Source organism: Allobosea sp. GW821-FHT03A12, from assembly GCF_058986765.1.
Window position 1 is genome coordinate 1 of the sequence record NZ_JBYSVZ010000018.1, and the last position, 21117, is coordinate 21117.

The following is a 21117-nucleotide window of genomic DNA, read 5'->3' on the forward strand; positions in this document are numbered from 1 at the left end:
ACCCGCCGCCGCATCGCCCGGGCGCTGGCCATGCTGCGCACCAAGAGCGTCGAGCGCCCCTGGCGAAAGCACGACAACATCCCGCTCTGAGCAGGAGCCTGGACGCCGAGGCCGCCTCACATCAGCCCCGGCAGCTCCGCCGCCAGCGCATCGATAGCGACGCGCACCTTCGGCGGCAGATGCGGCGTCTGCAGCCAGAGCGCGTGGACGTCATAGGGCAGCCGCCCTTCATCCCGCAGCAATTCGACGAGCGCACCGACTTTCAGGCGCTCGCGCACCAGCCAGGATGGCAGCCAGGCGAGGCCCATGCCGAGCACTGCCGCATCGGCGATTGCTTCGAGATTGTCGAACCGCAAACGGTGCCGCAGCATGACCTCTGTCGGCGCCCCGCCCTCGCGCGGGAACAGCCAGGGCCGCACGCCGCCGGAGCGGCGATAGATCAGCGCGTCATGATCGGCGAGATCGGCGAGCTGCGCCGGTGTTCCGTGGACTTCGAGATAGGACGGCGCGGCGCAGACGATCATGCGCTGGCGCGCGACGCGGCGCGTCACGAGATTGGCCGCATCGTGCAGCTCGCCGGTGCGGATGGCGAGGTCGTGCCCGCCTTCGGCAAGGTCGACGAAGCCGTCACCGAAGGCAAGGTCGAGCTCCAGCTGTGGGTATCGGCGCGCCAGATCGAGCAGGATCGGCATGACGCAGCACCGGCCGAACAGGACCGGCAGCGCCACTCGCAGCCTGCCGCGGGGCTCGCCCAATTGGTCGGCAGCGAGCGCATCGGCAGCCTCGGCCTCGGTGAGGACAGTCTTGCAGCGCTCATAATAGGCCCGGCCGAACTCGGTCAGGCTCTGTCGCCGCGTCGTGCGGTTGAGCAGGCGAACGCCGAGCCGTTCCTCGAGGAAGCGGACATGCTTGCCGACCATCGGCGCGGAGAGGCCGAGCGCCGCTGCAGCTGCGGCGAAGGAGCCGAGATCGACCGCCCTGACGAACACGGCCATGCTGGTGAGGCGATCCATCATCCGAAATCAGCAGTTCCGATTATCGATCATGGAGTGCAATTTATCCCAGAATTACACACTGGCATAGCTCATTCATTCGCTCTGTTTTGGAGTCTTGAGCATGGCCCGCACGATCCGCTTTCACCGCTTCGGCGGTCCCGAGGTCCTCACCATCGAGGACATCGACGTCCCGCTGCCCGGCCCCGGCGAAGTCCGCATCCGGACCAGAGCACTCGGCCTCAACCGGGCCGAAGCCCTGTTCCGCTCCGGCACCTACATCGAACAGGCGCGTTTTCCCTCCGGCATCGGCCTCGAAGCCGCCGGCCTGATCGAGAGCGTCGGCGCCGACGTCGAGGGCCTCTTGCCCGGCGATGCCGTCAGCCTGGTGCCGCCGCGCTCGATGGTGCGCTGGCCGGTGCATGGCGAGCTCGTCACCGTTCCGGCCGAGCTCGTGATCAAGCACCCGCCGACGCTGAGCTGGGAGGCGGCTGCGGCGAGCTGGATGCAGTATCTGACCGCCTATGGCGCGCTGATCGACATCGCCCAACTCAGCCAAGGCGAGCATGTCGTCATCACCGCCGCATCGAGCAGCGTCGGCCTCGCCGCGATCCAGATCGCCAACCGGGTCGGCGCGATCCCGATTGCGGTGACGCGAACCACGCGCAAAGCGCAGGCGCTGCGCGAGGCTGGAGCCGCCCATGTCATCGCCTCGGCCGAAGAAGATCTCGAAGCCAGGCTGAAGGAGATCGCCGGTGAGGACGGTGTGAGGGTGGTGTTCGACGCGGTCGGCGGCCCGGCCTGCCTGCCGCTGACCGCCGCGATGGCGCGCGGCGGTATCCTGTTCGAATATGGCGGCCTCAGCCCGGAGGCGACGCCCTTCCCGCTCTTCAACGTGCTGAGCAAGAGCCTGACGCTGCGCGGCTACCTCGTCCATGAGATCGCCGGCGACCCCGCGCGCCTCGCCGCCGCCAAGGCCTTCATCCTCGATGGGCCGAGCGACGGCTCACTGAAGCCGATCATCGCCCGGACCTTCCCGTTCGAGGAGATCGTCGAGGCGCATCGCTACCTCGAATCGAACGAACAGTTCGGCAAGGTCGTGGTGACGCTCTAAGAGCCGCTCAGCTCCAGCGCCTGAACACCACGCTGGCATTGACGCCGCCGAAGCCGAAGCCGTTCGAGATGGCGTGCTCCATCGCAAGCGGCCGGGCCGCCTTCGCCACAAGGTCGAGCCCGGCCGCTTCCTCGTCCGGGTTCTCGAGGTTGAGCGTCGGCGGCGCGATCTGGTCGCGCAAGGCGAGGATAGTGAAGACCGCCTCCAGCCCGCCGGCTGCGCCGAGCAGATGGCCGGTCGCAGACTTCGTCGCGCTGATCGCAATGCCGCCCTTCTCGCCGAACACCGCCTTGATCGCGGCGAGCTCGCCGCGATCGCCGACCGGCGTCGAGGTCGAATGGGCGTTGAGGTGGGCGACATCGCCCGGCTTTAGCCCCGCCTGCTTCAGCGCCGTCTCCATCGCCCGGCGCGCGCCGGAGCCATCCTCGGGGCCGGAGGTGATGTGATAGGCATCGGCGCTGGTGCCGTAGCCGGTGAGTTCGGCGAGGATCGTCGCGCCGCGCGCCTGCGCATGCTCAAGCGCCTCGATGACCAGGATTCCCGCCCCCTCGCCCATGACGAAGCCGTCGCGGTCGCAATCGAACGGCCGCGATGCCTTCTCCGGCTCGTCGTTGAAGCCGGTCGAGAGCGCGCGCGCCGCTGCAAAGCCGCCGAGCGCGACGAGATCGACGCAGGCCTCGCTGCCGCCGCAGAGCGCGATATCGACTTCGCCGGCCCGGATCATCCTGGCGGCATCGCCGATCGCCTGGACACCGGCGGCGCAGGCGGTCACCGGCGCGCCAATCGGGCCCTTGAAGCCGTGGTCGATCGAGACATGGCCGGCGGCGAGATTGACCAGGAAGGACGGCACGGTGAAGGGCGACAGCCGGCGCACGCCGCGCTGGTCGGTGGTCCGCACCGCCTCTGCGATCGCCGGGAAGCCGCCGATGCCGGAGGCGATCACCGTCGCGGTGCGCTCACGCTCGGCCTCGTCCTGCGGCTGCCAGCCGGCCTGCGCCAACGCCTCCTTGGCGGCGACCAGTGCGAACTGGATGAAGCGGTCCATCTTGCGCTGGTCCTTCGGCGCGATCGCGACATCGGGATCGAAGCCGCCCTCATTATCCTCGGACTTGCCCGGCACGATGCCGGCGACCTTGGCCGGCAGGGTCTCGGCAACCGCATCGGGCAAGCTGCGCAAGCCGGAGCGGCCGGCGAGCAGGCGCTGCCAGGCGAGCTCGGCTCCACAGCCCAAGGGCGAGACGACGCCCAGTCCGGTGACGACGATGCGGCGCATGGCGGGCTCCTAGATCGATCTGGTCTGAGTGGCGGCCTGACGCGCCGCGAGACGCTCGCGCAGGTCGTTGCTGGCGCGCGGCCCGGCGATGATGGTGGCGCCTTCTGCGGTGACCGGCTGCAGGGTCGCGGCATCGACGACGATCGGTGTGATCGGCCGCCCGGTCCCGCGCTCGGCCAGCAATAGCGACGCGCCCTCGGGCGCAAGATGCCGGTTGGCAAAGCCGATCAGCGCCACGACGACCGGGAAGACGTCGCGGCCCTTCTCGGTCAGGACGTACTCATAGCGCTTCGGCCGCTCGCTATAGAGCCGCCGCTCGAACAGCCCGCTCTCGGTGAGATGCTTCAGCCGGCGCGTCAGCATGTTCGGCGCGATGCCGAGGCTGCGCTCGAACTCGTCGAAACGGGTCAGCCCCTGCAGCGCATCGCGCAGGATCAGGATGCTCCACCACTCGCCAACGGTCTCGACCGCGAGGGCGCAGGGGCATTCGGTGAGCGGAGCAAGCTTGGGCTGCATGACCCGGCTCGCTAGCGTAGTCACTATCGTTTTGCAAGCCACAATGCCGAACGGAGCGCGCCGCCGTCCCCGTCAATCCAGCGTGCTCCTGAACCGCATCAGCGCGATGCCGGCATAAAGCGGCACGAAGACAGAGAGATAAAATATCTCCGTGCCGATGTCGTTGAGACCAGCGCCCTTCAGCATGATCGCACGGACCACGCGCAGGAAATGCGTCAGCGGGAAGATCTCGCCGAGCCACTGCGCCCAGAGCGGCATGCCGGCATAGGGGAACATGAAGCCCGACAGCAGCAACGACGGCAGGAAGAAGAAGAAGGTCAGCTGCATCGCCTGGAGCTGCGTGCGCGCCATGGTCGAGATCGTGTAGCCGAGCAGCACCAGCGCCAGCACGAAGATGGTGACGCAGGTCAGCAGCAGCCCGAGACTTCCGAGGAACGGCACGCCGAAGAGCAGCTTCGCCGCCGAGAGCACCACCGCGACCTGGACGCTGCCGACGGCAAGATAGGGCAAGACCTTGCCGAGCATGATTTCGCCCGGCGTCGCTGGCATGGCGAGCAGGTTCTCCATCGTGCCGCGCTCGATCTCGCGGGTCAGCGCCATCGCCGTCATCATCACCATCGTCATCTGCAGGATGACGCCGAGCAGGCCAGGCACGATGTTGTACTGGGTGATGCCCTCGGGATTGTAGCGCCGGTGGACCACGAAGGAGAGCGCGCTCTCGCTCTGCTCGCGCTTCAATTCGTCCGTGCCGAGCGCCCGCGTCAGCGCCCGGCTGGCGATGGTCTGCAGCGCGCCGACGGCGTTGCTCGACGCCGCCGGATCGGTCGCATCGGCCTCGACCAGGATGCGCGGCTCGTCGCCGCGCTCGACGCGCATGCCGAAATCGCTGGGAATGGTGACGAGGAAGGAGATCGCGCCGCGCGCCATCAGGCTCTCGGCCTCGGCTGCGCTCTCCGGCCGCTTGCCGAAGCGATAATAGCCGGAGACTTCCAGCGCCGCGACGACGGAGCGGGTGTAGCGATCCTGCCCCAGTGCCAGAACTGCCGCCGGCAAGCCCTTGGGATCGTTGTTGATCGCATAGCCGAACAGCAGCAGCTGGACGATCGGCACCACCAGCATCATCGCGAAGGTGATGCGGTCGCGCCGCATCTGCACGAACTCCTTGGCGAGCACCGCACCGAGCCGGCCGGGCGAGAACAGGGCAAGCGCGCTCATGCCGCTCTCCCTTCGGCTTGCGCCTTCGCCATGAACTGGATGAAGACGTCCTCCAGGCTGGTCGCATCCGGCTCGACGCTGATGCCGGGGCGATCCTTCAGAGGCGCAAGCGCCCGTTCGAGCTTTGCCTTGTCAGTGCCGACGACGTGCAGCGTCGTCCCGAAGGGCGCGACCTGCTCGACGCCATCCGTCTTCGCCAACTCGGCGATCTCGGCCGGCTTCAGTGCGCCATGGACGACATAGGTCGAGAGCCCCGAGCCCTTCACCACCTCGTCGACCGTGCCGGTCGCCAGCATCCTGCCATAGGCGATGTAGCCGATGCGGTGGCAGCGCTCGGCCTCGTCCATGTAATGGGTCGAGACCAGCACGGTCAGCCCGTCGCCGGCGAGGCGATGGATCTCGTCCCAGAATTCGCGCCGTGCCTTCGGATCGACGCCGGCGGTCGGCTCGTCGAGCAGCAGCAATTTCGGCTGGTGCATGATGCAGGCGGCGAGCGCGAGGCGCTGCTTCCAGCCACCGGAGAGTGTGCCGGCGAGCTGGTCCTTGCGCGAGGTCAGGCCGAGATTGTCGAGCGTACGAGCGACGGCCTCGTCCACCGGCTTCAGCGCATAGAGGCGCGCGACGAAGGTCAGGTTCTCCTCGATCGTCAGGTCCTCATAGAACGAGAACTTCTGGGTCATGTAGCCGACCTGGAGCTTGATCTCGGCACTCTGCGTCCTGACATCGAGACCCAGCACGGTGCCCTCCCCGGCATCGGGCGTGAGCAGGCCGCAGATCAGGCGGATCGTCGTGGTCTTGCCGGAACCGTTCGGCCCGAGAAAGCCGACGATCTCGCCTTCCCTGACGGCGAGGTCGACATGGTCGACCACCGTGCGCTTGCCGAAGCGCTTGGTCAGGCCGCGCACGTCGATGACGTTGCGCTCGCTCACTTGCGGCCCCGCAACATGACATCGACGATCTGGCCGGGCTGGAGCCGCGTCGCCGGGCTGCCTTCCGGCCGCGCCTCGACGAGATAGACCAGTTTCTGGCGGGTCTGCGCCGAATAAATCACCGGCGGGGTGAATTCCGGCTCCTGCGAGACATAGGAGACGGTCGCCGTCATCCGCTCCGGGCAGCCCGAGCAGCGCACATCGAGCCGCGTGCCGACGGTGGTGCCGAAGAGCAGCGCCTCCGGCACGTAGAGCATCAGCTTGACCGCGCCATCGGGCAGGATCGTCAGCGCCGGCGCCGCTGGTCCCGCGAGCTCGCCGGGATGGCGGATCAGGTCGGTGACGATGCCGGCGGCCGGCGCCATCAGCTTGCGCTGGCCGAGCCGCCATTTCGCCTGGTCGAGCGCCGCCTGCGCCTGTGCGACCTGGTTGCGCGCCGCCTTGATCTCCTCCTCGCGCGCCGCCAGCCGGGCGACGGAGAGATTGGCGGCGCTCTGGCGCACATTCGCCGCGGCAACATCGCGCGCCGTCTGCGCCTGGTCGAGGTCGGCCTGGGTCGAGACACCGCGGCGGAACAGGTCTTGCCGCCGCTCCAGGGCCCGCTCGGCCTCGCGCTCCTGCGCCTTGGCGGAGACGGCGGTTGCCTCGATCACCGCGATCTCCTCCGGCCGCTTGCCGCTGAGCAGGTTGGCGAGCTGCGCCTGCGCCTGCACAAGCCTTGCCTCGCTCTCGGCGACGGTGTTGCGGGCATCGTCGGCCTGCAGCTCGGCAAGTAGCGCGCCGGGCGCGACGCGCTCGCCGCGCCGGACCGAGACAGCCTCGATCCGCGCCGTATCGATCGGCCCGATCCGGACATACTCGCCCTCGACATAGCCGACGACGGGAGTCGAGGCCGGCACGCAGACGCCAAGCGAGGCGGCGATGGCGAAGGAACAGATGAAATCGAGGATCATGACGCCTCTCCCCTGCAGGCGAGAATGCTGGCGCGGACCGAGCGCCTGATAGCTTCGCCGATGGCCCGCGCCTCATCGGGGCCGATCTCGTCCCAGCCCATGCGCCGGGTGACCGCCGGGCGCGCGATGCGGAAATAGATGAGCTGGCCGATCGCGGTGAAGACGGCGAGGCGCGTCGCCGGCGCCTCCGGCTCCATCCCTGTCGCCGCCGCCCAGACCTGGCAGACCCGGCGATGCACCGGCTCGAACAGCCCGCCATAGATCGTGTCGAAGGCCGGGCTCGGCGTGAACATCTCGCGCACGACGAAGCGCGCGATCATCTCGCTCTCCGGCGCCGTCGTCAGGAAGGCGATCATACGCTCGATCAGGGATAGCAGCTGCTCGGCCGCAATGTCGCGGTCGGCGGCATCGACCATAATCGCGACCGTTGGCGCCCCGCCGACCAGCACCGCCTGCATCCGGGCGATGACCGCCTCGGCGCAGGCCTTTCTCAGCCCGTCCTTGCCGCCGAAATGATAGGCAATGCCGGCGCTGTTGACCTTCGCCGCCTGGGCGATCTCACGCGTCGAGGTCGCATCGAAGCCGTTGCGGCCGAACAGGTCGAGCCCGGCGCGGATCAGCGCCTGCCGCGTGCCCTCGGCGTCCTTGAGGATGGATGTGCGTGCCATGACAGGAGGATAACAGCACTCCGCACTTCAATCAATCGATTGATTGAAATTGTGAACGCCATGTCCGCGACGTTGACCAAATTCTCAAGATGCAAAGAGTTGGTCACCAACACGCGTATTCTGTCACCGTGGCGCAGTCAGTTTGTCACTTGGCCTAAAAGCGTCGGCGTCTCGCCGCCGCGCTCCTGCGCAAGACAGCCATCAAAGGACGCCATTCGATTGAATGCCGCGCGCCCAATCCGCGCCAATTGCGGACATTGGCACCCTGTCGGGACGCGGACTTTACCGAATCGGGCTCGATGAGCGTTTTCGACCCACAGCGATTTGGGAGGCCGATCCGCGCAAGATGAAGTCGGTTCGGCGCTGCTGACTTGTCCTGTCCTGAATGAATGCCGATCTCCTGGCGATGATCCACGAACGCATCAGGGTGATCGACCTGGAGACTGCAGGAGGCGGCCCGCACGACGTCTGCGAGATCGGATGGCAGGACGTCGCACGCGACGCCGGTGGCCGTTGGCGAATCAACGAGGAGCGAGGTTCGCTCTTCGTCGATCCAGGCCGCACGATCTCGGCTGACACCATGGCCGTCCATCACATCCGCGATATCGACGTGGCGGGCGCGCCATTCTGGAAACAGGTCGCGCCGTCCGTGCTGCGCCCTGAAGGCGGCGTGGTCGCGCTCGCGGCCCATCGCGCCAGCTTCGAGATGCGCTACTGCTCCTCGTCGCTGACGGGAGGCGCACGCTGGATCTGCACCTGGAAATGCGCGCTGCGGCTGTGGCCGCATCTTCCGCGCTTCTCGAACCAGATGCTGCGCTATCAGCGCATGCCGGAGGGGCTGATCCACGAACTCGGCCTTCCGGCCCATCGGGCGATGCCCGACGCCTATGTCACCGCCCATCACCTGCGCGACATGCTCAACGAGGCATCACTCGACCAACTGCTGCTCTGGAGTAGTGAACCCGGGCTTCTGCCGCGCGTGCCTTCCGGCCCGGACCGCGGCAAGAGCTGGGATCAGACTACCGAAGCGGCATTGCGCAACTTGGCGCGGGATCGCGACATAGATATCCGCTTTAGCGCCGAGACGGAGTTGAGGCGACGGGGAGACCTTCGAGTCCCGGAGCCATCGAAACCCGTCCAACCGAGCCTGCTGTGATCGCACCTCCGGAGGGAATGCGCGCGAGGAGGCCAACGGGAACGTCGCAGTGCTCCGGCGGTTAACAGGCGGGCTCCGAAGGCAGGCTTCGGGTACGGGCGCTCGGATATGACATCGGCTTCGTCCCCATCGGTCGCGGAATGGCCGCTTCCTTCATCCACGACACTCGGATCTTCGGTCAGGATGAAGGGGATCGAACGCGAGCTGCGCCGTCGTCTTCCTTGGACCATGCGAAAGCACCTCACTGTCGATGCTGGGCTCGTCATCCTTTCGGTGCCCGACGCGGAGCACTTCGATGCGCTCGCCAGCCGTGTCAGCGATGCGCTCGAAGGCATCACCGAACTGCCCATGCTTCCGAGCGAGATCGAGGATGTCCTCGGGATCTCCTCGCGCGAGCGTCACAAGTGGCTGGAAGACGGTCGCCTGCGAAGTGTCGGGACGCGTACCGTGAAGCTCCGCGGACGCGCCCGCGCCGTGACCTTCCACGTCTTCGACCCACGAAGCATCGAGACAATCCTCGACGGCGACCTGCCCACAATCTGGCGGGAGGAGGATGCGATCCGGAGCGCCGAGAATCGTCGGCGCGCCGCGGCGAAGGCAGCCCTCGCCCGGAAGCTGAAGGCCGCATCCGGTCCCAGCGGAACCGAGCGGGAGGGCGCTGAGGAGGCAGCGCCCGGTCTCGCAGGGTGGGACGAATTCGATGCGGACGGGCTGCTTCGTTGATGTCGGACAGGCTGCAAGCTCGGCGGGACGCACAATTCGTTCTGTGACGCGCCACTTGCCGACGTCGACGCTTCGTCGAAAAGCGGACATTGTTCGGCTACTTCCCTTAGCGGCCACGGCGCCCTTCGACTGGGGGAAAGGAAGCCGCGACCGTGATCGGCGCCCGAGCAACGCTGCAGGCACCAGCGACCTGACGACCTCGTGTGCGCAACAATTTAGAACGATAGTGAACTAGTCGCCTGTTCGGTGGTTCTCTTTCGCAACGCGGCTTACTCGGGAGCGAGCCCTCGCCGCGGTTTGCGAAAATCGGAGGCGGATATGCCAACTCCCCGAGAACTGGAAATGAACCGGCGTGACTTGATGGTCGTCGCCGGCGCCTGTGCAGCCTTTCCCGCGACGGCGACAGGCACACGGGCGCAGCCGGCGCCGAGCGGAGAGCCAGTGCTGAGCGAGGTCTCATTCAGCGTGAATGGCCAACGCCACCAGCTCGAACTCGATACGCGCACGACGCTGCTCGATGCGCTGCGCGAGCATCTTCACCTGACGGGCACCAAGAAGGGCTGCGACCACGGTCAATGTGGTGCTTGCACGGTGCTGGTCGACGGGCAGCGGATCAATTCCTGTTTGACGCTGGCGATCATGAACCAGGGCTCCGAGGTCACCACCATCGAAGGGCTGGGCGGCGTCGATAACTTGCACCCGATGCAGGCTGCATTCGTGAAGCACGATGGCTTCCAGTGCGGCTATTGCACGCCCGGGCAGATATGCTCCGGCGTCGCTGTCCTGGAAGAGATCAAGGCGGGCATTCCCAGCCATGTCAGCGCCGACCTGACCGGCGCCGTGACGGTGACCGAAGCCGAGATCCGCGAGCGCATGAGCGGCAATATCTGCCGCTGTGGTGCCTATTCGAACATCGTCGAGGCGATGACCGAAGTGTCGGGGAGGCAGGGATGAGGGCGTTCTCCTACGAAAAGGCGAATTCGCCTGCCGAGGCTGCAGCGGCTGCGGCGAACAGCGGCGACGCCAAGTTTATCGCGGGCGGCACCAATCTGCTCGACCTGATGAAGCTTCAGATCGAGTCTCCGACGCATCTCATCGACGTCAATGGTCTCGGCCTCGACAAGATCGAGCCCACCTCCGATGGTGGCCTGCGTATCGGCGCGCTGGTGCGCAACACCGCTCTCGCAGCAGATGAGCGTGTGCGGCGCGACTACGCCGTGCTTTCGCGCGCGCTGCTTGCCGGTGCATCCGGACAATTGCGCAATCGTGCCACCACGGCCGGAAACCTGCTGCAGCGGACACGCTGCCCGTATTTCTACGACACGGCGCAGCCCTGCAACAAACGCGAGCCGGGTAGCGGCTGCTCGGCAATCGGCGGGTTTTCGCGACAGCTCGGAGTGATCGGCGTCAGCGATGCCTGCATCGCGACACATCCCTCCGACATGGCCGTGGCGATGCGAGCACTCGACGCCACAGTCGAAACGGTGAAGCCGGATCGCTTATCCCGCTCGATCCCGGTAGCGGATTTGCACCGCCTACCGGGCAAGACCCCGCATCTCGAGACGGTGCTGGAGAAGGGCGAACTGATCACTGCGGTGACGCTGCCCAGGCCTGTCGGCGGCACGCATATCTATCGCAAAGTGCGCGACCGGGCTTCCTATGCCTTCGCCCTGATTGCTGTCGCTGCCATCGTGCAGCGCGATGGTACTGGCAGGATCGCGCTCGGCGGCGTCGCGCCCAAACCCTGGCGCGACGAGAAGGCCGAGGCCGAGCTGCCTCGCGGGGCGAAGGCCGCTGCGGCAGCCATGCTCGCCGGGGCCAAACCGACCGACGAGAACGCATTCAAGCTGCCGCTGGTCGAGCGCACGCTCGGCGCGGTGCTGGCACAGGCAAGGGGCTGAGCCATGAAATTCAACAAGCCCGCAACCGACAATCCGATCGACCGCCTCAAGGTGGTCGGCCAGCCGCACGACCGCATCGATGGCGCCCGCAAGGTTACCGGCACGGCCCGCTATGCCTATGAACAGCACGACGTGGTGCCGAACCAGGCCTATGGCTATGTACTCGGCGCCGGCATCGCCAAGGGCCGGATCGCCTCCATCGATCTCGACGCTGCGCGCAAGGCGCCGGGCGTGCTCGCCGTGGTCACGGCGAAGGAAGCCGGCGCTCTGAAGAAGGGCAAGCGCAACACTGCCCGCCTGCTGGCGGGACCGGAAGTGGAGCATTACCATCAGGCGGTGGCGCTGGTGGTGGCCGAGAGCTTCGAGCAGGCGCGCGCTGCGGCGAGCCTGGTCAAGGTAGAGTATGCGGCCGCCAAGGGTGCCTTCGACCTCAAGGCGGCAAAGCATAAGGCCGTCAAGCCCGAGGGCGACGATCCCAGCCTCGACGACACGCATGTCGGCGATTTTGCGGGTGCCTTCAAGAATGCGCCAGTGAAGCTGGACGAAAGCTACACGACGCCCGACGAAAGCCATGCGATGATGGAGCCGCATGCGACGCTTGCCGCTTGGGAGGGCGATAAGCTGACGCTTTGGACCGCCAACCAGATGGTCGCCTGGGGCGTCACCGACATGGCGACGACGCTCGGTATCCCCAAGCATAACATCCGCATCGTCTCCCCCTTCATCGGCGGAGGCTTCGGCGGCAAGCTGTTCCTGCGGGCTGATGTGTTGCTGGCGGCGCTGGGTGCGCGTGCGGCCAAACGGCCGGTTAAGGTCGCTCTGACGCGCCCGCTGATGATGAACAACACCACCCACCGCCCTGCGACGATCCAGCGTATCCGGCTCGGCGCGACGAAGGAGGGCAAGATCACCGCGATCGGCCATGAGAGCTGGTCGGGTGATCTGAAAGGTGGCGGGCCGGAGGTCGCGGTGCAGCAGACCCGGCTGCTCTATGCGGGCGCCAACCGGATGACGGCGATGCGCCTAGCCGAGCTCGACCTGCCCGAAGGCAACGCCATGCGCGCGCCCGGCGAGGCTCCAGGCCTGATGGCGCTCGAAATGGCGATGGACGAGATGGCGGAGAAGCTCGGGCTAGACCCGATCGCCTTCCGCCTGCTTAACGACACGCAGGTCGACCCCGAAAAGCCGAAGCGCCCGTTCTCGATGAGGCGCTTCGAAGAGTGCTTCAAGGTGGGGGCCGAGCGCTTCGGCTGGTCGCGCCGCTCTGCCCGGCCCGGCCAGACGCGCGAGGGCAACTGGCTGGTCGGCATCGGCGTCGCGGCCGCCTTCCGCAACAATCTGGTAATGAAGTCCGGCGCGCGCGTCAGCCTCGATAGCAAAGGCATCGTCACGGTCGAGACCGACATGACCGATATCGGCACAGGCAGCTACACGATCATCGGCCAGACGGCAGCCGAGATGCTGGGCGTCGGGCTCGACAAGGTCGTGGTGAAGCTGGGCGATTCCGCCTTTCCCGTCTCGGCCGGCTCCGGCGGGCAATGGGGCGGCAACAGCTCGACCGCCGGCGTCTATGCGGCATGCGTCAAGCTGCGCGAGGCGGTGGCGCAAAAGCTCGGGATCAATTCCACGGAAGCCGAGTTCGCTGGCGGCGAGGTGAAGGCCGGCAACCGCAGTCTGGCTCTTGCGAGCGCCGCGGAGGGAGGGCCGCTGACGGCCGAGGACACCATCGAATACGGCAATCTCGACGAGACGCACCAGCAATCCACCTTCGGCGCGCATTTCATCGAAGTCGGCGTCGATGCGGCCACGGCCGAGACGCGGATCAGGCGCATGCTGGCGGTCTGCGCCGCCGGACGCATCCTCAACCCGAAAACAGCGCGCAGCCAGGTCATCGGCGCGATGACGATGGGGGCTGGTGCGGCGTTGATGGAGGAACTGGCAGTAGACAAGCGCCGTGGTTTCTTCGTCAACCACGACCTCGCGGGCTATGAGGTGCCGGTGCATGCCGACATCCCGCATCAGGAGGTGGTGTTCCTCGACGAGACTGACCCGATGTCCTCGCCGATGAAGGCGAAAGGCGTCGGCGAGCTCGGCATCTGCGGGGTCGGTGCGGCCGTGGCGAACGCCATCTACAACGCGACGGGCGTGCGGGTGCGCGACTACCCGATCACGCTCGACAAGCTGTTGGCCCGCATGCCCGACGCCACTTGAGCGCCGCCGCACCAGCGTCTGCAATGGTAGCGTGGCACTTGCGCACAGGGACTGTGCGACAGCGGGTTGGGTGTGTTGCGCCACGTCCAGACATTGAAGCTTTGCTAGGAAGCGGACGTTCGCTTCATTACCCATAGCGCAGTCATGTCCGCCGCGGGTGATGATGTGCACGCCGTCGGCCTCGCCGTAGACTGCCAAGCGATAGCCGTCCCACTTCACCTCAAAAGCCCAGTTGGGACAAGCAGTCAGCCGTCTGAGACAAAAAGACCCGATCCGCTAGCGTCGCTGCCGGTTCTCGGCGCCAATCTGCTCCCATGGGCCGTCGGAACAGGTCCTTGCTTCGGCGGTCGCATGGGTGTCGTCCTCAACGATGACGCCGGGGTCATTTGGGTCGCGGGCCTTTCTTTTCGGCGATTTGATCCCATCTGTTTGAGAACACTCAGGCATTGAAGGACCCGAACGCCCATGTCGTGCGATTGCGACGGCTGGCCGATGCGATCTATCGCGAGATTGAAAGGCAGCTTCCCGTGCGCGAAGGCGATGGTACCTCGGACAATCGAGATCTGCATTCTGTCTTGATCGACGGACAGTTGGATCTTGTGAAAATCGCGGCCTCATTGACAAGGCGCTTTTGCGTGCTCGATGGCAATCTGGAAACGGTCAGAGCTCAGGCCCCTTCGCGAGCAGTTCGCCAATTTGGGTCGATTTCGGATCCCTCAGACTAGCTTCGCCGGGGCTTGGGGCATGATTAGGGTTTCCGAACTCCCTGTTTGAACCGGGGACTTGGCGCGGGATTTCGGCGTCACGTCCTTCGCGCGCTAGGCTCGGCCTTCGATATTCAAGCGATAGATGCCATAGCCTATCGAACCGGCGACGGGACCCGCATGCCAAGGTGCTGGCCCGTATCGAGTAGAAAAGACGCTGGGATTTAGCGAAATCCGGAACCTTCTGAGCGCGGCTGGGGTTGAGGTTTGCCTAGCGCGTCGCGCTTAAGCGAACATCAGGGTCGGAGGCCATCGATGGGTATCGTCTGGACCATCATTATCGGCTTCGTCGCCGGCGTCATCGCCAAGTTCTTGTCACCCGGCGCGAATGAGCCCGCAGGCTTCGTTCTTACTACAATCCTCGGCATCATCGGCGCCTTCGTAGCAACCTTCCTGGGTCAGGCACTGGGCTGGTACCGGCCAGGTGAAGGAGCCGGACTGGTTGGCGCGGTCATCGGCGCCGTGATCGTCCTGATGGTCTGGTCGATGATGAGCCGCCGCAGCGCCTGAACACACTAAGGGGAAATCTCATGAGCGACAGCAACAACAGTGGCTTTCCATCCATGACCGCCTTGCTCGGCCTCCTTGCGGTCGCAGGGTACCAAAATCGCGACAAGCTCGCGGAGTGGTTCGGAGGCTCACAGCAGGGACGTGCGCCCCAGGATGCCCCTGCGGGCCTGGACAATGTCATCGGTGGTGCCCAATCGGCCACGACTGGTGGCATCGGTGGTCTGCTCGGAAACGGCATCCAGGAGCTCATCGAACGCTTCAAGCAGGCGGGCCGAGGCGATGCTGCCGACTCATGGGTCCGAACTGGCCCAAACCAGCAGCTGGAAGCCCCGGATCTCGAACAGGCAATTGGCCCTGATGTCATGGACCGCCTGGCGACGCAGACCGGGCTCAGCCGAGAAGAAATCCTAGCGCGCCTTTCGAAGCAGTTGCCGGACGCCGTTGACAGGTACACGCCCGACGGCCGCGTCCCAGCTTAGCGCCCGATAGGCCAGTTTGTGCCCAGTTTGTCGGCGCCCAGAACCCCGCGCCGCCGCACCAGCGGCATAGTGCGAAGCTTTGCCCGGAGGCTGCGGATGTCGCAGCGCACAGGGTAAGGGAGCCCGGCTCATCGAGGCCGGGCTTGCGCATATCAGCGATGATGGGTTTCTTCAGCAGCCCTAAATTCGGGCACCACCTGGCCACAACGGTGGAACAAATGCCCTCGTTCTCGATTTACTGGGGTCGAGCATAAAGGGCATCACGATGGCGAGTGGATGGGCCCCCGATGGGGCAGTTCAAGACCAGATTGACGACTCGGTCACTGACGCGGTTCGGTTGGCCCGCGCCAAGCTTCCTTCCGGGGCAGGTGAGACTCACTGCCAAGTTTGCGACGAGGAAATCCCCGAGGCGAGGCGCAAGGCAATGCCTGGGGCTCGCACGTGCATCGATTGCCAATCCTCAATTGATCGGCGCCCGGAAGTCGGTGGCATCAATCGACGCGGGAGCAAGGACAGTCAGCTAAAGTAACCGGCGGAGCCGCAGGCCGCACAGACCCGTGGACGCAATTCGGTTGATCCCGGAGACAAAAGCCCGCCCTCAAAGGGCGGGCCGTTTATCATGATCCCCAGCCGCGGGCTGGCGCGCGTCGAGCCGAGGCGGGTCGGAAATCAGCGCCTTCGCCGCAGCCGAGGGCGCACTGGCGGCCGATAGCGGTGGAAGCAACAGCCCCTACCCGCTCGCGCTTCTACGCTATTTCGGAGACCTGGCGTCGATGTCCGGCTCACGTTCGGAAAGGTCTATGACGACATGCGGAGGCAGACGGCTGGCGCCGCTGGGGGCCGCAATCGCCCGCCGTCTATGCTCCTAGTCTGGGCGGCAACGCCTTTCAGGCATCAAGGCGGAAAATGTCCTCGGACGTGGCTATGGTCACCGCAAAGACGGGGGTCGAGCCGCGACGCACGCGAACCCTCAACACTGCTTCTCCGCCTCGCAGAATCTCCACGGCGGCGCGCCCCGCCATCATCGATCGTGCCGCAAGCATGGCCTTAGCGTCGCTTTCTAGATTTCTACCCCTCACATCAATGAAGTCGTTGGCGCCGTCGTGATAATCGAGGAAATAGCGCGGCATAATGGGGCATGAGCCAATCTGGGTTAAGAGACGCCAAAAAAGTAGGCCGCGCCGGCCCAGCAAGCGGCTGACGCGGCCTCTGGCTTGGACACATCTATGATTTTGCCTTGAAACGCGCGCTCTTCTCAGAAGTTCCTGGCCTGCCTTCTAGCCAAGCAGTGCATGCCGCCGGCCGGATTGTGACGAAGGCGACAGATTGCCCAGCACGAAGAAAGTCATCGACCGTCTGCATCGCACTTCGATACCAGAGCTTGTAAGTCAGATGCGGCAGGCCGACATCGCCGGCGAGAACCATAAGTTCGCTAAAATCGGCCTCCTCATACCATGGGAGGGTGGCAGTCACTCGCTCCGGGTACATCATCCGACCCCTATGCGGCTTCGTCGACAGGTACAAGAATCCGACCACAAACGGCCAGGTGCCTGTCACTGCGATTCATGACGACAAGAAGGACAGCATTACGATCATCGCAATCGAGGACGACGCGATGGCAAAATAGGCTGTCGTCGAACTCGCTCGTGTCGAAGAGAAGATAACCCGCCCGGCGGTCGTCATAGTCGCCCGCGAATTGGTACGATACTTCCACCCGGCGCCCATCGCGCAGGTTCAAAAGGCCGTTTCCGGTAATCACAGCGTGTCTCCGCTTGGCGGCGTCAGCATGCGCCGCACGCGGTCATTTCCAAGAGCAGTATGGAGACAACGGCCACCCCATGGCGCGCCATTTCCCGCTACTTGTCCATGTCAAAAGACACTGTTCGTGAGTTCGACGCCCGGTAAATCCTCGCCTCATCAGCCCTGTCTCGCAGGCCCTTGAAGGAGGCGTGCCGCAGTTTCTCGTCATGAATCCAGGCGCATAAGCGCTCGACCATCACTATCGGCTTTACCTAGGCCGCGTCCTTGCGGTTGATACTGTGCAATGGCGGCTGAGAGAGGAATGAAACAGGACTGCCAGGGTCGGAGAGAAGGCGGCACTCTAACGCGCGATAGGAACGCGCCGATTGATCTATCTTCTCCCACGAGGCGCTTTTCGGCTCCGGCCATGGAAGTTGAGAGAGGCGCGATATGTCTCATCGCCAGACTCATTTCGAACACGCGCTCTAAAGGAGAAGCGCTTGCCGTTTGGCAACTCATCCTTCGCCATATCGGCCAACGCTCTCTGCGCCTCAGCCGCTGCGACCTGTTCATTGGGGGCGTCGATCTTGCTCGTCGAGCGTCCCGCTGCGTCCTTGGTTGTTATCCGAAACTTGGCCATGGCGCCTTCCTCCGATCAAAGGGAATGCGCGAGCGCCCCGGCCGTTCCGGCTTATCTCTTTAATGGGTCAAATTTTTTTGGCCGCGGCTTGCTTGAACACAGCTTGGGTATCGTGCTCGTCGGTTGCAGCCGCTATCAGCGCTGCCCCGTGCCTGGGAGCCGCAAAACACGCAGTGGCGTCGCTTAGGTTTTTGGAACGGGGCGGTCGAGCGCGAAGTCGTCGTACCAGTCCTCTTGGTCGCCTCCGATCATTTTCGCAATCATGCGCGAGGCCAGGAAGCTGAAGGTGATGCCATTGCCGCCGTAGCCATAGGCAGCGAACAGGCTGGGCATTCCTGGCGCCCGACCAATGAGAGGCAAGCCGTCATAGGTTTGACCAAAAGCGCCCGACCAGATCATCTCGGCCTTCGCGACTGCGTTCGGCCGGAGCAGCGAGAGCTTTCTCAGGATCGTTGCGGCTTTCTCAGGCATCAATCCATCGCGCTCTTCGGGCTCAGTAACAGTGTCGTCGTCCTCGCCGCCGATCACGATACGATTATCCGCGGTGGTCCTTGCATAAAGGTAGTCTTCCGACGCCTCCCAGATCAGAACTCCATCCCGCCATAGCGCCTCCGGCGTTTGCGGCGGCGTGGCGATGGCCCAACTGGAGGCTGTGCTGTGGAGTTCGGTTTTCAGGAAGTCCGGCATGACATAGCCAGTCGCCAGGATGACTTTTTTCGCCTCGATCTGGTGACCGCTTTCCAGGCCGACGATGAGGCCGTGCCCGAAGTCGTCATAGGATACAGCCTGCGCATCGAACATTGTTGCGCCATGCTGGATCGCTTGCGCCAAAAGCGCATGCGCCAGCAACAAGGGGTCGGCATCCGCGGATCCGGGAGAGATGATTGCTGCTTCCCGGTCGAAGTCGAACTCGCGGCGCAAAGTCGGATAATCGAGGTAGACCCCAGGCAGTGCCGCTCTTTCACGAAGCTGATATTCGGCGAGCAATTCCGAGGCTCCAACGTCTCCTGCCGCGAGGTAGAGGGAACTCCGATGACGGAAAGCGCATCGCAATCCCAGATCGTCGACCAGCCCCCTCAGACCCGCCACCGCCTGATGGCTACGGCGATAAATATTGGCGGCGCGCTCGAAGCCATAAAAGTTGGTGAGCTCGCTCAAGGGACAATCGATCTCCCATTGCAGCATCGCAGTACTGGCCGTGGTGCTACCGAAGCCAGCGCGCTCGCGGTCGATCACACAGACCGGGTGACCAAGCGAGGTCAGATGTTGCGCCAACAGCGCGCCTGTGATTCCGGCGCCTACGATCAGAATGTCACAGGTCAGGTTCCGTTCGAGCATTGCCCGGACAGGCCGCCTAAATCCTGCCAGCCAAGGCGGGCAGCCTCCACGCAGATCCTGCTGAACTGTCGTGTCGGAATCGAACATCGCATACTCGATCGCTGGCAAGAAAAACCCCGGCAGGGAATGCTGCCGGGGGAAACGAGCGCTTTCAGATCAGGCCGCTTTTGCGACAGCCGCGGAATTGGCGGGCTCGCCGAGCTGCGTCAGCAGCTTGTCGGTCTTGGTCTCCTCGGCAAGTGTCGCGTCCAGCAGCGCCACCGCTTCCTTGTGGCCGAGCTGCTTAGCCCAGGATTTGAGCGTGCCGTAGCGGGTCATCTCGTAGTGCTCGACCGCCTGTGCGGAGGCGACGAGGCCGGCATCCAAAGCGGGGCTGTCGGCATAGTCCTCCATCACGGCCTTGCCTTCCTCGAGGATGCCGAGGATGGCGTCGCAGGTCTTGCCGCGGGGCGCCTTGCCGATGGCTTCGAACACGTCGCTCAGGCGCTCGACATGGTTCTCGGTCTCGGTGCGATGGGTCTCGAATGCCTTTTTCAGGTCGGGGGATTTGGCTGCCTTCGCCATCTTCGGCAGCGCCTTCAGGATCTGCTTCTCGGCGTAATAGACGTCCTTGAGCATGTCATGGAACATGTCGTCGAGGGCTTTGGGTGCAGTCGTGGCCATGTTGGTCTCTCCAGGTTTCAGAGGGTAGGCGTGGTGATCAGGCCTCGACCTTGTCGCGGGCGCGGCCGCCGACAGTCGCGCCATAGCTCGAAGCCAGCGCGCCGATCAGCATCGCGATGAAGGTCGCCAGGGCGAAGGAGGCAGCTCCCTTGCGGGCAACATCCGCCGTCTCGCGAGCGGTCTGCTCGGCCTTGGCGGCGGCCTCTTTCGTCTTAGCTATGGCGTCGTTGATGCGCTTTTCGGCGTCGGGCGGGCTGATGCCCGTCTGGGTCGAAATCACGCTAGCGACGTAGGTCTTGTCCGCTGGCGCCATGTCACCATCGCGGATGCTCATTGCGACGATCCGGCCGACCTCAGCGCGGGCCGGGCCGGCGTCGGTCGGAGATGGAGTCAGACGGTCTGTGCGGAACAGGGAATCCGTCAGATACGCGGAGGGATCCAGATTCGACAGGTCGACACGGCCGGCCGCCTGGCTCGCCATGCCAGAGATGGACGATGCGAGCCCTGACGCTGCGCTGGCACCAAGCCGGGCTGTGCCGCCAATGACCATAGAAGCAGTAGAAGCCAGCAGCACTGCGGTGACGATGGCGCTGACAGCCCAGGTCATGAAGCCGTGCGCCGTATCGCGGAACGCGACCTCGTCAGTGTGGAGACCGACGCGTTTGGTACGCAGCCGTCCGGCGAGATAGCCGCCCGCGCCCGCCGCCAGAAGGTGAACAATGGCCAGCCAAGCAAGGGCAGCGATGCCGAATGTCGTGGCGGCGACGCCCGCGTGCGACCAGGGCGAAACGGAGGTGAAGCCAAGCCCGGCACCAGCGGCGAGGAGCATCAGGGAGATCGACGCGCTGACGACGGCACCTCCCAGTACAGCGCTCCAGGACACAGCGGAGGACGCGCGTGCGGTCGTGCCGTCGGCGACGCCACAGGCGGTGTAGTCTGTCATGTGGATTGCACTTTAAGGGCGCCGCCTGCGGCGCATTGCGGATGGCCCTATGACCGCCCGATCTCAGCTCAACTTGGTACGAGCCGATCTGTTCCGTGACACGGCGGATAGCCGCCCATCGCAGCTGGGGAGCGACTGGAATGGTGTCTTTGGTAGGCTAGCTTGCGACTACGGACGCGAATTGCGTCGCTCTCGCCGGATGTATGGATCGGTCCGGGCGCCCGGATTTCACCCCAGACTGCGCGCTCGATTCCTACTGAGACAGAAGAGTCGATTCATTTCATTGTGCATTGCAACATAATCCACGCGAGGCAGTTGGGCTCTCGTCAGCGCCATCTCGGCATGACCCGCAAAGGACAGCCGCGATGCGCAGCCTCTCCGATACGATC

22 protein-coding genes are annotated in these 21117 nt (G+C 64.9%); 9 read left to right on the plus strand and 13 right to left on the minus strand.

The features are described from left to right. Nucleotides 1–116 precede the first annotated feature (116 nt). Entirely contained in the window at nt 117–1013 is an 897-nt protein-coding gene (locus AC3WLC_RS31865; protein WP_493687881.1) for a LysR family transcriptional regulator, read from the minus strand. 103 nt (nt 1014–1116) lie between these two features. On the opposite strand from AC3WLC_RS31865, the gene AC3WLC_RS31870 reads away from it, so the two are divergent. Continuing rightward, on the plus strand, nt 1117–2106 hold the full coding sequence (locus tag AC3WLC_RS31870) for a zinc-dependent alcohol dehydrogenase family protein (protein WP_493687882.1): 990 nt from the start codon (nt 1117–1119) through the stop codon (nt 2104–2106). A gap of 7 nt (nt 2107–2113) precedes the next feature. Here the strand turns inward: AC3WLC_RS31870 and fabF are convergent, their stop codons facing one another. The 6 genes from fabF to AC3WLC_RS31900 form a co-directional block, all read right to left on the minus strand. After that, nucleotides 2114–3379 (minus strand): beta-ketoacyl-ACP synthase II, encoded by a 1266-nt coding sequence (fabF, locus tag AC3WLC_RS31875; RefSeq protein ID WP_493687883.1) that lies wholly within the window; start codon nt 3377–3379, stop codon nt 2114–2116. 9 nt (nt 3380–3388) lie between these two features. Then, nucleotides 3389–3895 (minus strand): winged helix-turn-helix transcriptional regulator, encoded by a 507-nt coding sequence (locus AC3WLC_RS31880; RefSeq protein ID WP_493687884.1) that lies wholly within the window; start codon nt 3893–3895, stop codon nt 3389–3391. Nucleotides 3896–3967: 72 nt separating this feature from the next. Next, on the minus strand, nt 3968–5110 hold the full coding sequence (locus tag AC3WLC_RS31885; protein ID WP_493687885.1) for an ABC transporter permease: 1143 nt from the start codon (nt 5108–5110) through the stop codon (nt 3968–3970). Further along, nucleotides 5107–6039: an ABC transporter ATP-binding protein gene (locus tag AC3WLC_RS31890; protein ID WP_493687886.1), complete on the minus strand. Its 933-nt coding sequence runs from the start codon at nt 6037–6039 to the stop codon at nt 5107–5109. Before AC3WLC_RS31890 ends, AC3WLC_RS31885 begins: the two co-directional genes overlap by 4 nt. Continuing rightward, the gene (locus AC3WLC_RS31895) at nt 6036–6992 is read right to left on the minus strand and encodes an HlyD family secretion protein (protein WP_493687887.1); all 957 of its coding nucleotides are present in this window, start codon (nt 6990–6992) and stop codon (nt 6036–6038) included. Before AC3WLC_RS31895 ends, AC3WLC_RS31890 begins: the two co-directional genes overlap by 4 nt. Next, on the minus strand, nt 6989–7660 hold the full coding sequence (locus AC3WLC_RS31900; protein WP_493687888.1) for a CerR family C-terminal domain-containing protein: 672 nt from the start codon (nt 7658–7660) through the stop codon (nt 6989–6991). Before AC3WLC_RS31900 ends, AC3WLC_RS31895 begins: the two co-directional genes overlap by 4 nt. A gap of 385 nt (nt 7661–8045) precedes the next feature. Between AC3WLC_RS31900 and AC3WLC_RS31905 the strand changes: the two genes are divergently transcribed. From AC3WLC_RS31905 to AC3WLC_RS31940, 8 genes are all read left to right on the plus strand, one after another. Further along, a complete protein-coding gene (locus tag AC3WLC_RS31905) occupies nt 8046–8816 on the plus strand; it encodes a 3'-5' exonuclease (protein WP_493687889.1) in 771 nt (256 codons plus the stop codon). A 183-nt stretch (nt 8817–8999) separates the two neighbouring features. Next, nucleotides 9000–9539: an RNA-binding protein gene (locus tag AC3WLC_RS31910; RefSeq protein WP_493687890.1), complete on the plus strand. Its 540-nt coding sequence runs from the start codon at nt 9000–9002 to the stop codon at nt 9537–9539. A 342-nt stretch (nt 9540–9881) separates the two neighbouring features. Next, the gene (paoA, locus tag AC3WLC_RS31915) at nt 9882–10493 is read left to right on the plus strand and encodes an aldehyde dehydrogenase iron-sulfur subunit PaoA (protein ID WP_493687891.1); all 612 of its coding nucleotides are present in this window, start codon (nt 9882–9884) and stop codon (nt 10491–10493) included. Further along, the gene (locus AC3WLC_RS31920) at nt 10490–11440 is read left to right on the plus strand and encodes an FAD binding domain-containing protein (protein ID WP_493687892.1); all 951 of its coding nucleotides are present in this window, start codon (nt 10490–10492) and stop codon (nt 11438–11440) included. The genes paoA and AC3WLC_RS31920 overlap by 4 nt, the downstream gene beginning before the upstream one ends. Nucleotides 11441–11443: 3 nt before the next feature. Beyond that, nucleotides 11444–13651, plus strand: coding sequence for an aldehyde oxidoreductase molybdenum-binding subunit PaoC (gene paoC / locus AC3WLC_RS31925; protein ID WP_493687893.1), 2208 nt, complete (start codon nt 11444–11446; stop codon nt 13649–13651). A gap of 1019 nt (nt 13652–14670) precedes the next feature. After that, complete coding sequence (locus AC3WLC_RS31930; RefSeq protein WP_137882138.1) at nt 14671–14925, plus strand: GlsB/YeaQ/YmgE family stress response membrane protein; 255 nt, start codon at nt 14671–14673, stop codon at nt 14923–14925. A 20-nt stretch (nt 14926–14945) separates the two neighbouring features. Beyond that, nucleotides 14946–15404: a YidB family protein gene (locus AC3WLC_RS31935; protein WP_493687894.1), complete on the plus strand. Its 459-nt coding sequence runs from the start codon at nt 14946–14948 to the stop codon at nt 15402–15404. A 265-nt stretch (nt 15405–15669) separates the two neighbouring features. After that, a complete protein-coding gene (locus AC3WLC_RS31940; protein WP_493687895.1) occupies nt 15670–15933 on the plus strand; it encodes a DksA/TraR family C4-type zinc finger protein in 264 nt (87 codons plus the stop codon). A gap of 358 nt (nt 15934–16291) precedes the next feature. On the opposite strand, the gene AC3WLC_RS31945 is transcribed toward AC3WLC_RS31940, so the two are convergent. The 6 genes from AC3WLC_RS31945 to AC3WLC_RS31970 all read right to left on the minus strand — a co-directional run bounded on the left by AC3WLC_RS31945 (nt 16292) and on the right by AC3WLC_RS31970 (nt 20728). After that, nucleotides 16292–16534 carry a DUF6894 family protein gene (locus AC3WLC_RS31945; protein WP_493687896.1) on the minus strand — a complete coding sequence of 81 codons (243 nt, stop codon included), beginning with the start codon at nt 16532–16534 and terminating at the stop codon, nt 16292–16294. Nucleotides 16535–16902: 368 nt separating this feature from the next. Beyond that, nucleotides 16903–17163, minus strand: a complete 261-nt coding sequence (locus AC3WLC_RS31950) for a hypothetical protein (protein WP_493687897.1) — start codon at nt 17161–17163, stop codon at nt 16903–16905. A 372-nt stretch (nt 17164–17535) separates the two neighbouring features. Further along, a complete protein-coding gene (locus tag AC3WLC_RS31955) occupies nt 17536–17784 on the minus strand; it encodes a DUF6894 family protein (RefSeq protein ID WP_493687898.1) in 249 nt (82 codons plus the stop codon). A gap of 183 nt (nt 17785–17967) precedes the next feature. Further along, nucleotides 17968–19209 (minus strand): NAD(P)/FAD-dependent oxidoreductase, encoded by a 1242-nt coding sequence (locus tag AC3WLC_RS31960; RefSeq protein WP_493687899.1) that lies wholly within the window; start codon nt 19207–19209, stop codon nt 17968–17970. Nucleotides 19210–19278: 69 nt separating this feature from the next. Next, nucleotides 19279–19785, minus strand: a complete 507-nt coding sequence (locus AC3WLC_RS31965) for a YciE/YciF ferroxidase family protein (RefSeq protein ID WP_091842470.1) — start codon at nt 19783–19785, stop codon at nt 19279–19281. 37 nt (nt 19786–19822) lie between these two features. Further along, on the minus strand, nt 19823–20728 hold the full coding sequence (locus tag AC3WLC_RS31970) for a hypothetical protein (RefSeq protein WP_493687900.1): 906 nt from the start codon (nt 20726–20728) through the stop codon (nt 19823–19825). Between the last annotated feature and the right edge of the window lie 389 nt (nt 20729–21117).

Excerpts from the sequence above, each read along its gene's own strand:
- AC3WLC_RS31865 (WP_493687881.1), bottom strand. The coding sequence starts at position 1,013 with ATGGATCGCCTCACCAGCATGGCCGTGTTCGTCAGGGCGGTCGATCTC.
- AC3WLC_RS31870 (WP_493687882.1), top strand. The coding sequence starts at position 1,117 with ATGGCCCGCACGATCCGCTTTCACCGCTTCGGCGGTCCCGAGGTCCTC.
- fabF (WP_493687883.1), bottom strand. The coding sequence starts at position 3,379 with ATGCGCCGCATCGTCGTCACCGGACTGGGCGTCGTCTCGCCCTTGGGC.
- AC3WLC_RS31880 (WP_493687884.1), bottom strand. The coding sequence starts at position 3,895 with ATGCAGCCCAAGCTTGCTCCGCTCACCGAATGCCCCTGCGCCCTCGCG.
- AC3WLC_RS31885 (WP_493687885.1), bottom strand. The coding sequence starts at position 5,110 with ATGAGCGCGCTTGCCCTGTTCTCGCCCGGCCGGCTCGGTGCGGTGCTC.
- AC3WLC_RS31895 (WP_493687887.1), bottom strand. The coding sequence starts at position 6,992 with ATGATCCTCGATTTCATCTGTTCCTTCGCCATCGCCGCCTCGCTTGGC.
- AC3WLC_RS31900 (WP_493687888.1), bottom strand. The coding sequence starts at position 7,660 with ATGGCACGCACATCCATCCTCAAGGACGCCGAGGGCACGCGGCAGGCG.
- AC3WLC_RS31905 (WP_493687889.1), top strand. The coding sequence starts at position 8,046 with ATGAATGCCGATCTCCTGGCGATGATCCACGAACGCATCAGGGTGATC.
- AC3WLC_RS31910 (WP_493687890.1), top strand. The coding sequence starts at position 9,000 with ATGAAGGGGATCGAACGCGAGCTGCGCCGTCGTCTTCCTTGGACCATG.
- paoA (WP_493687891.1), top strand. The coding sequence starts at position 9,882 with ATGAACCGGCGTGACTTGATGGTCGTCGCCGGCGCCTGTGCAGCCTTT.
- AC3WLC_RS31920 (WP_493687892.1), top strand. The coding sequence starts at position 10,490 with ATGAGGGCGTTCTCCTACGAAAAGGCGAATTCGCCTGCCGAGGCTGCA.
- paoC (WP_493687893.1), top strand. The coding sequence starts at position 11,444 with ATGAAATTCAACAAGCCCGCAACCGACAATCCGATCGACCGCCTCAAG.
- AC3WLC_RS31930 (WP_137882138.1), top strand. The coding sequence starts at position 14,671 with ATGGGTATCGTCTGGACCATCATTATCGGCTTCGTCGCCGGCGTCATC.
- AC3WLC_RS31935 (WP_493687894.1), top strand. The coding sequence starts at position 14,946 with ATGAGCGACAGCAACAACAGTGGCTTTCCATCCATGACCGCCTTGCTC.
- AC3WLC_RS31940 (WP_493687895.1), top strand. The coding sequence starts at position 15,670 with ATGGCGAGTGGATGGGCCCCCGATGGGGCAGTTCAAGACCAGATTGAC.
- AC3WLC_RS31945 (WP_493687896.1), bottom strand. The coding sequence starts at position 16,534 with ATGCCGCGCTATTTCCTCGATTATCACGACGGCGCCAACGACTTCATT.
- AC3WLC_RS31955 (WP_493687898.1), bottom strand. The coding sequence starts at position 17,784 with ATGGCCAAGTTTCGGATAACAACCAAGGACGCAGCGGGACGCTCGACG.
- AC3WLC_RS31960 (WP_493687899.1), bottom strand. The coding sequence starts at position 19,209 with ATGTTCGATTCCGACACGACAGTTCAGCAGGATCTGCGTGGAGGCTGC.
- AC3WLC_RS31965 (WP_091842470.1), bottom strand. The coding sequence starts at position 19,785 with ATGGCCACGACTGCACCCAAAGCCCTCGACGACATGTTCCATGACATG.
- AC3WLC_RS31970 (WP_493687900.1), bottom strand. The coding sequence starts at position 20,728 with ATGACAGACTACACCGCCTGTGGCGTCGCCGACGGCACGACCGCACGC.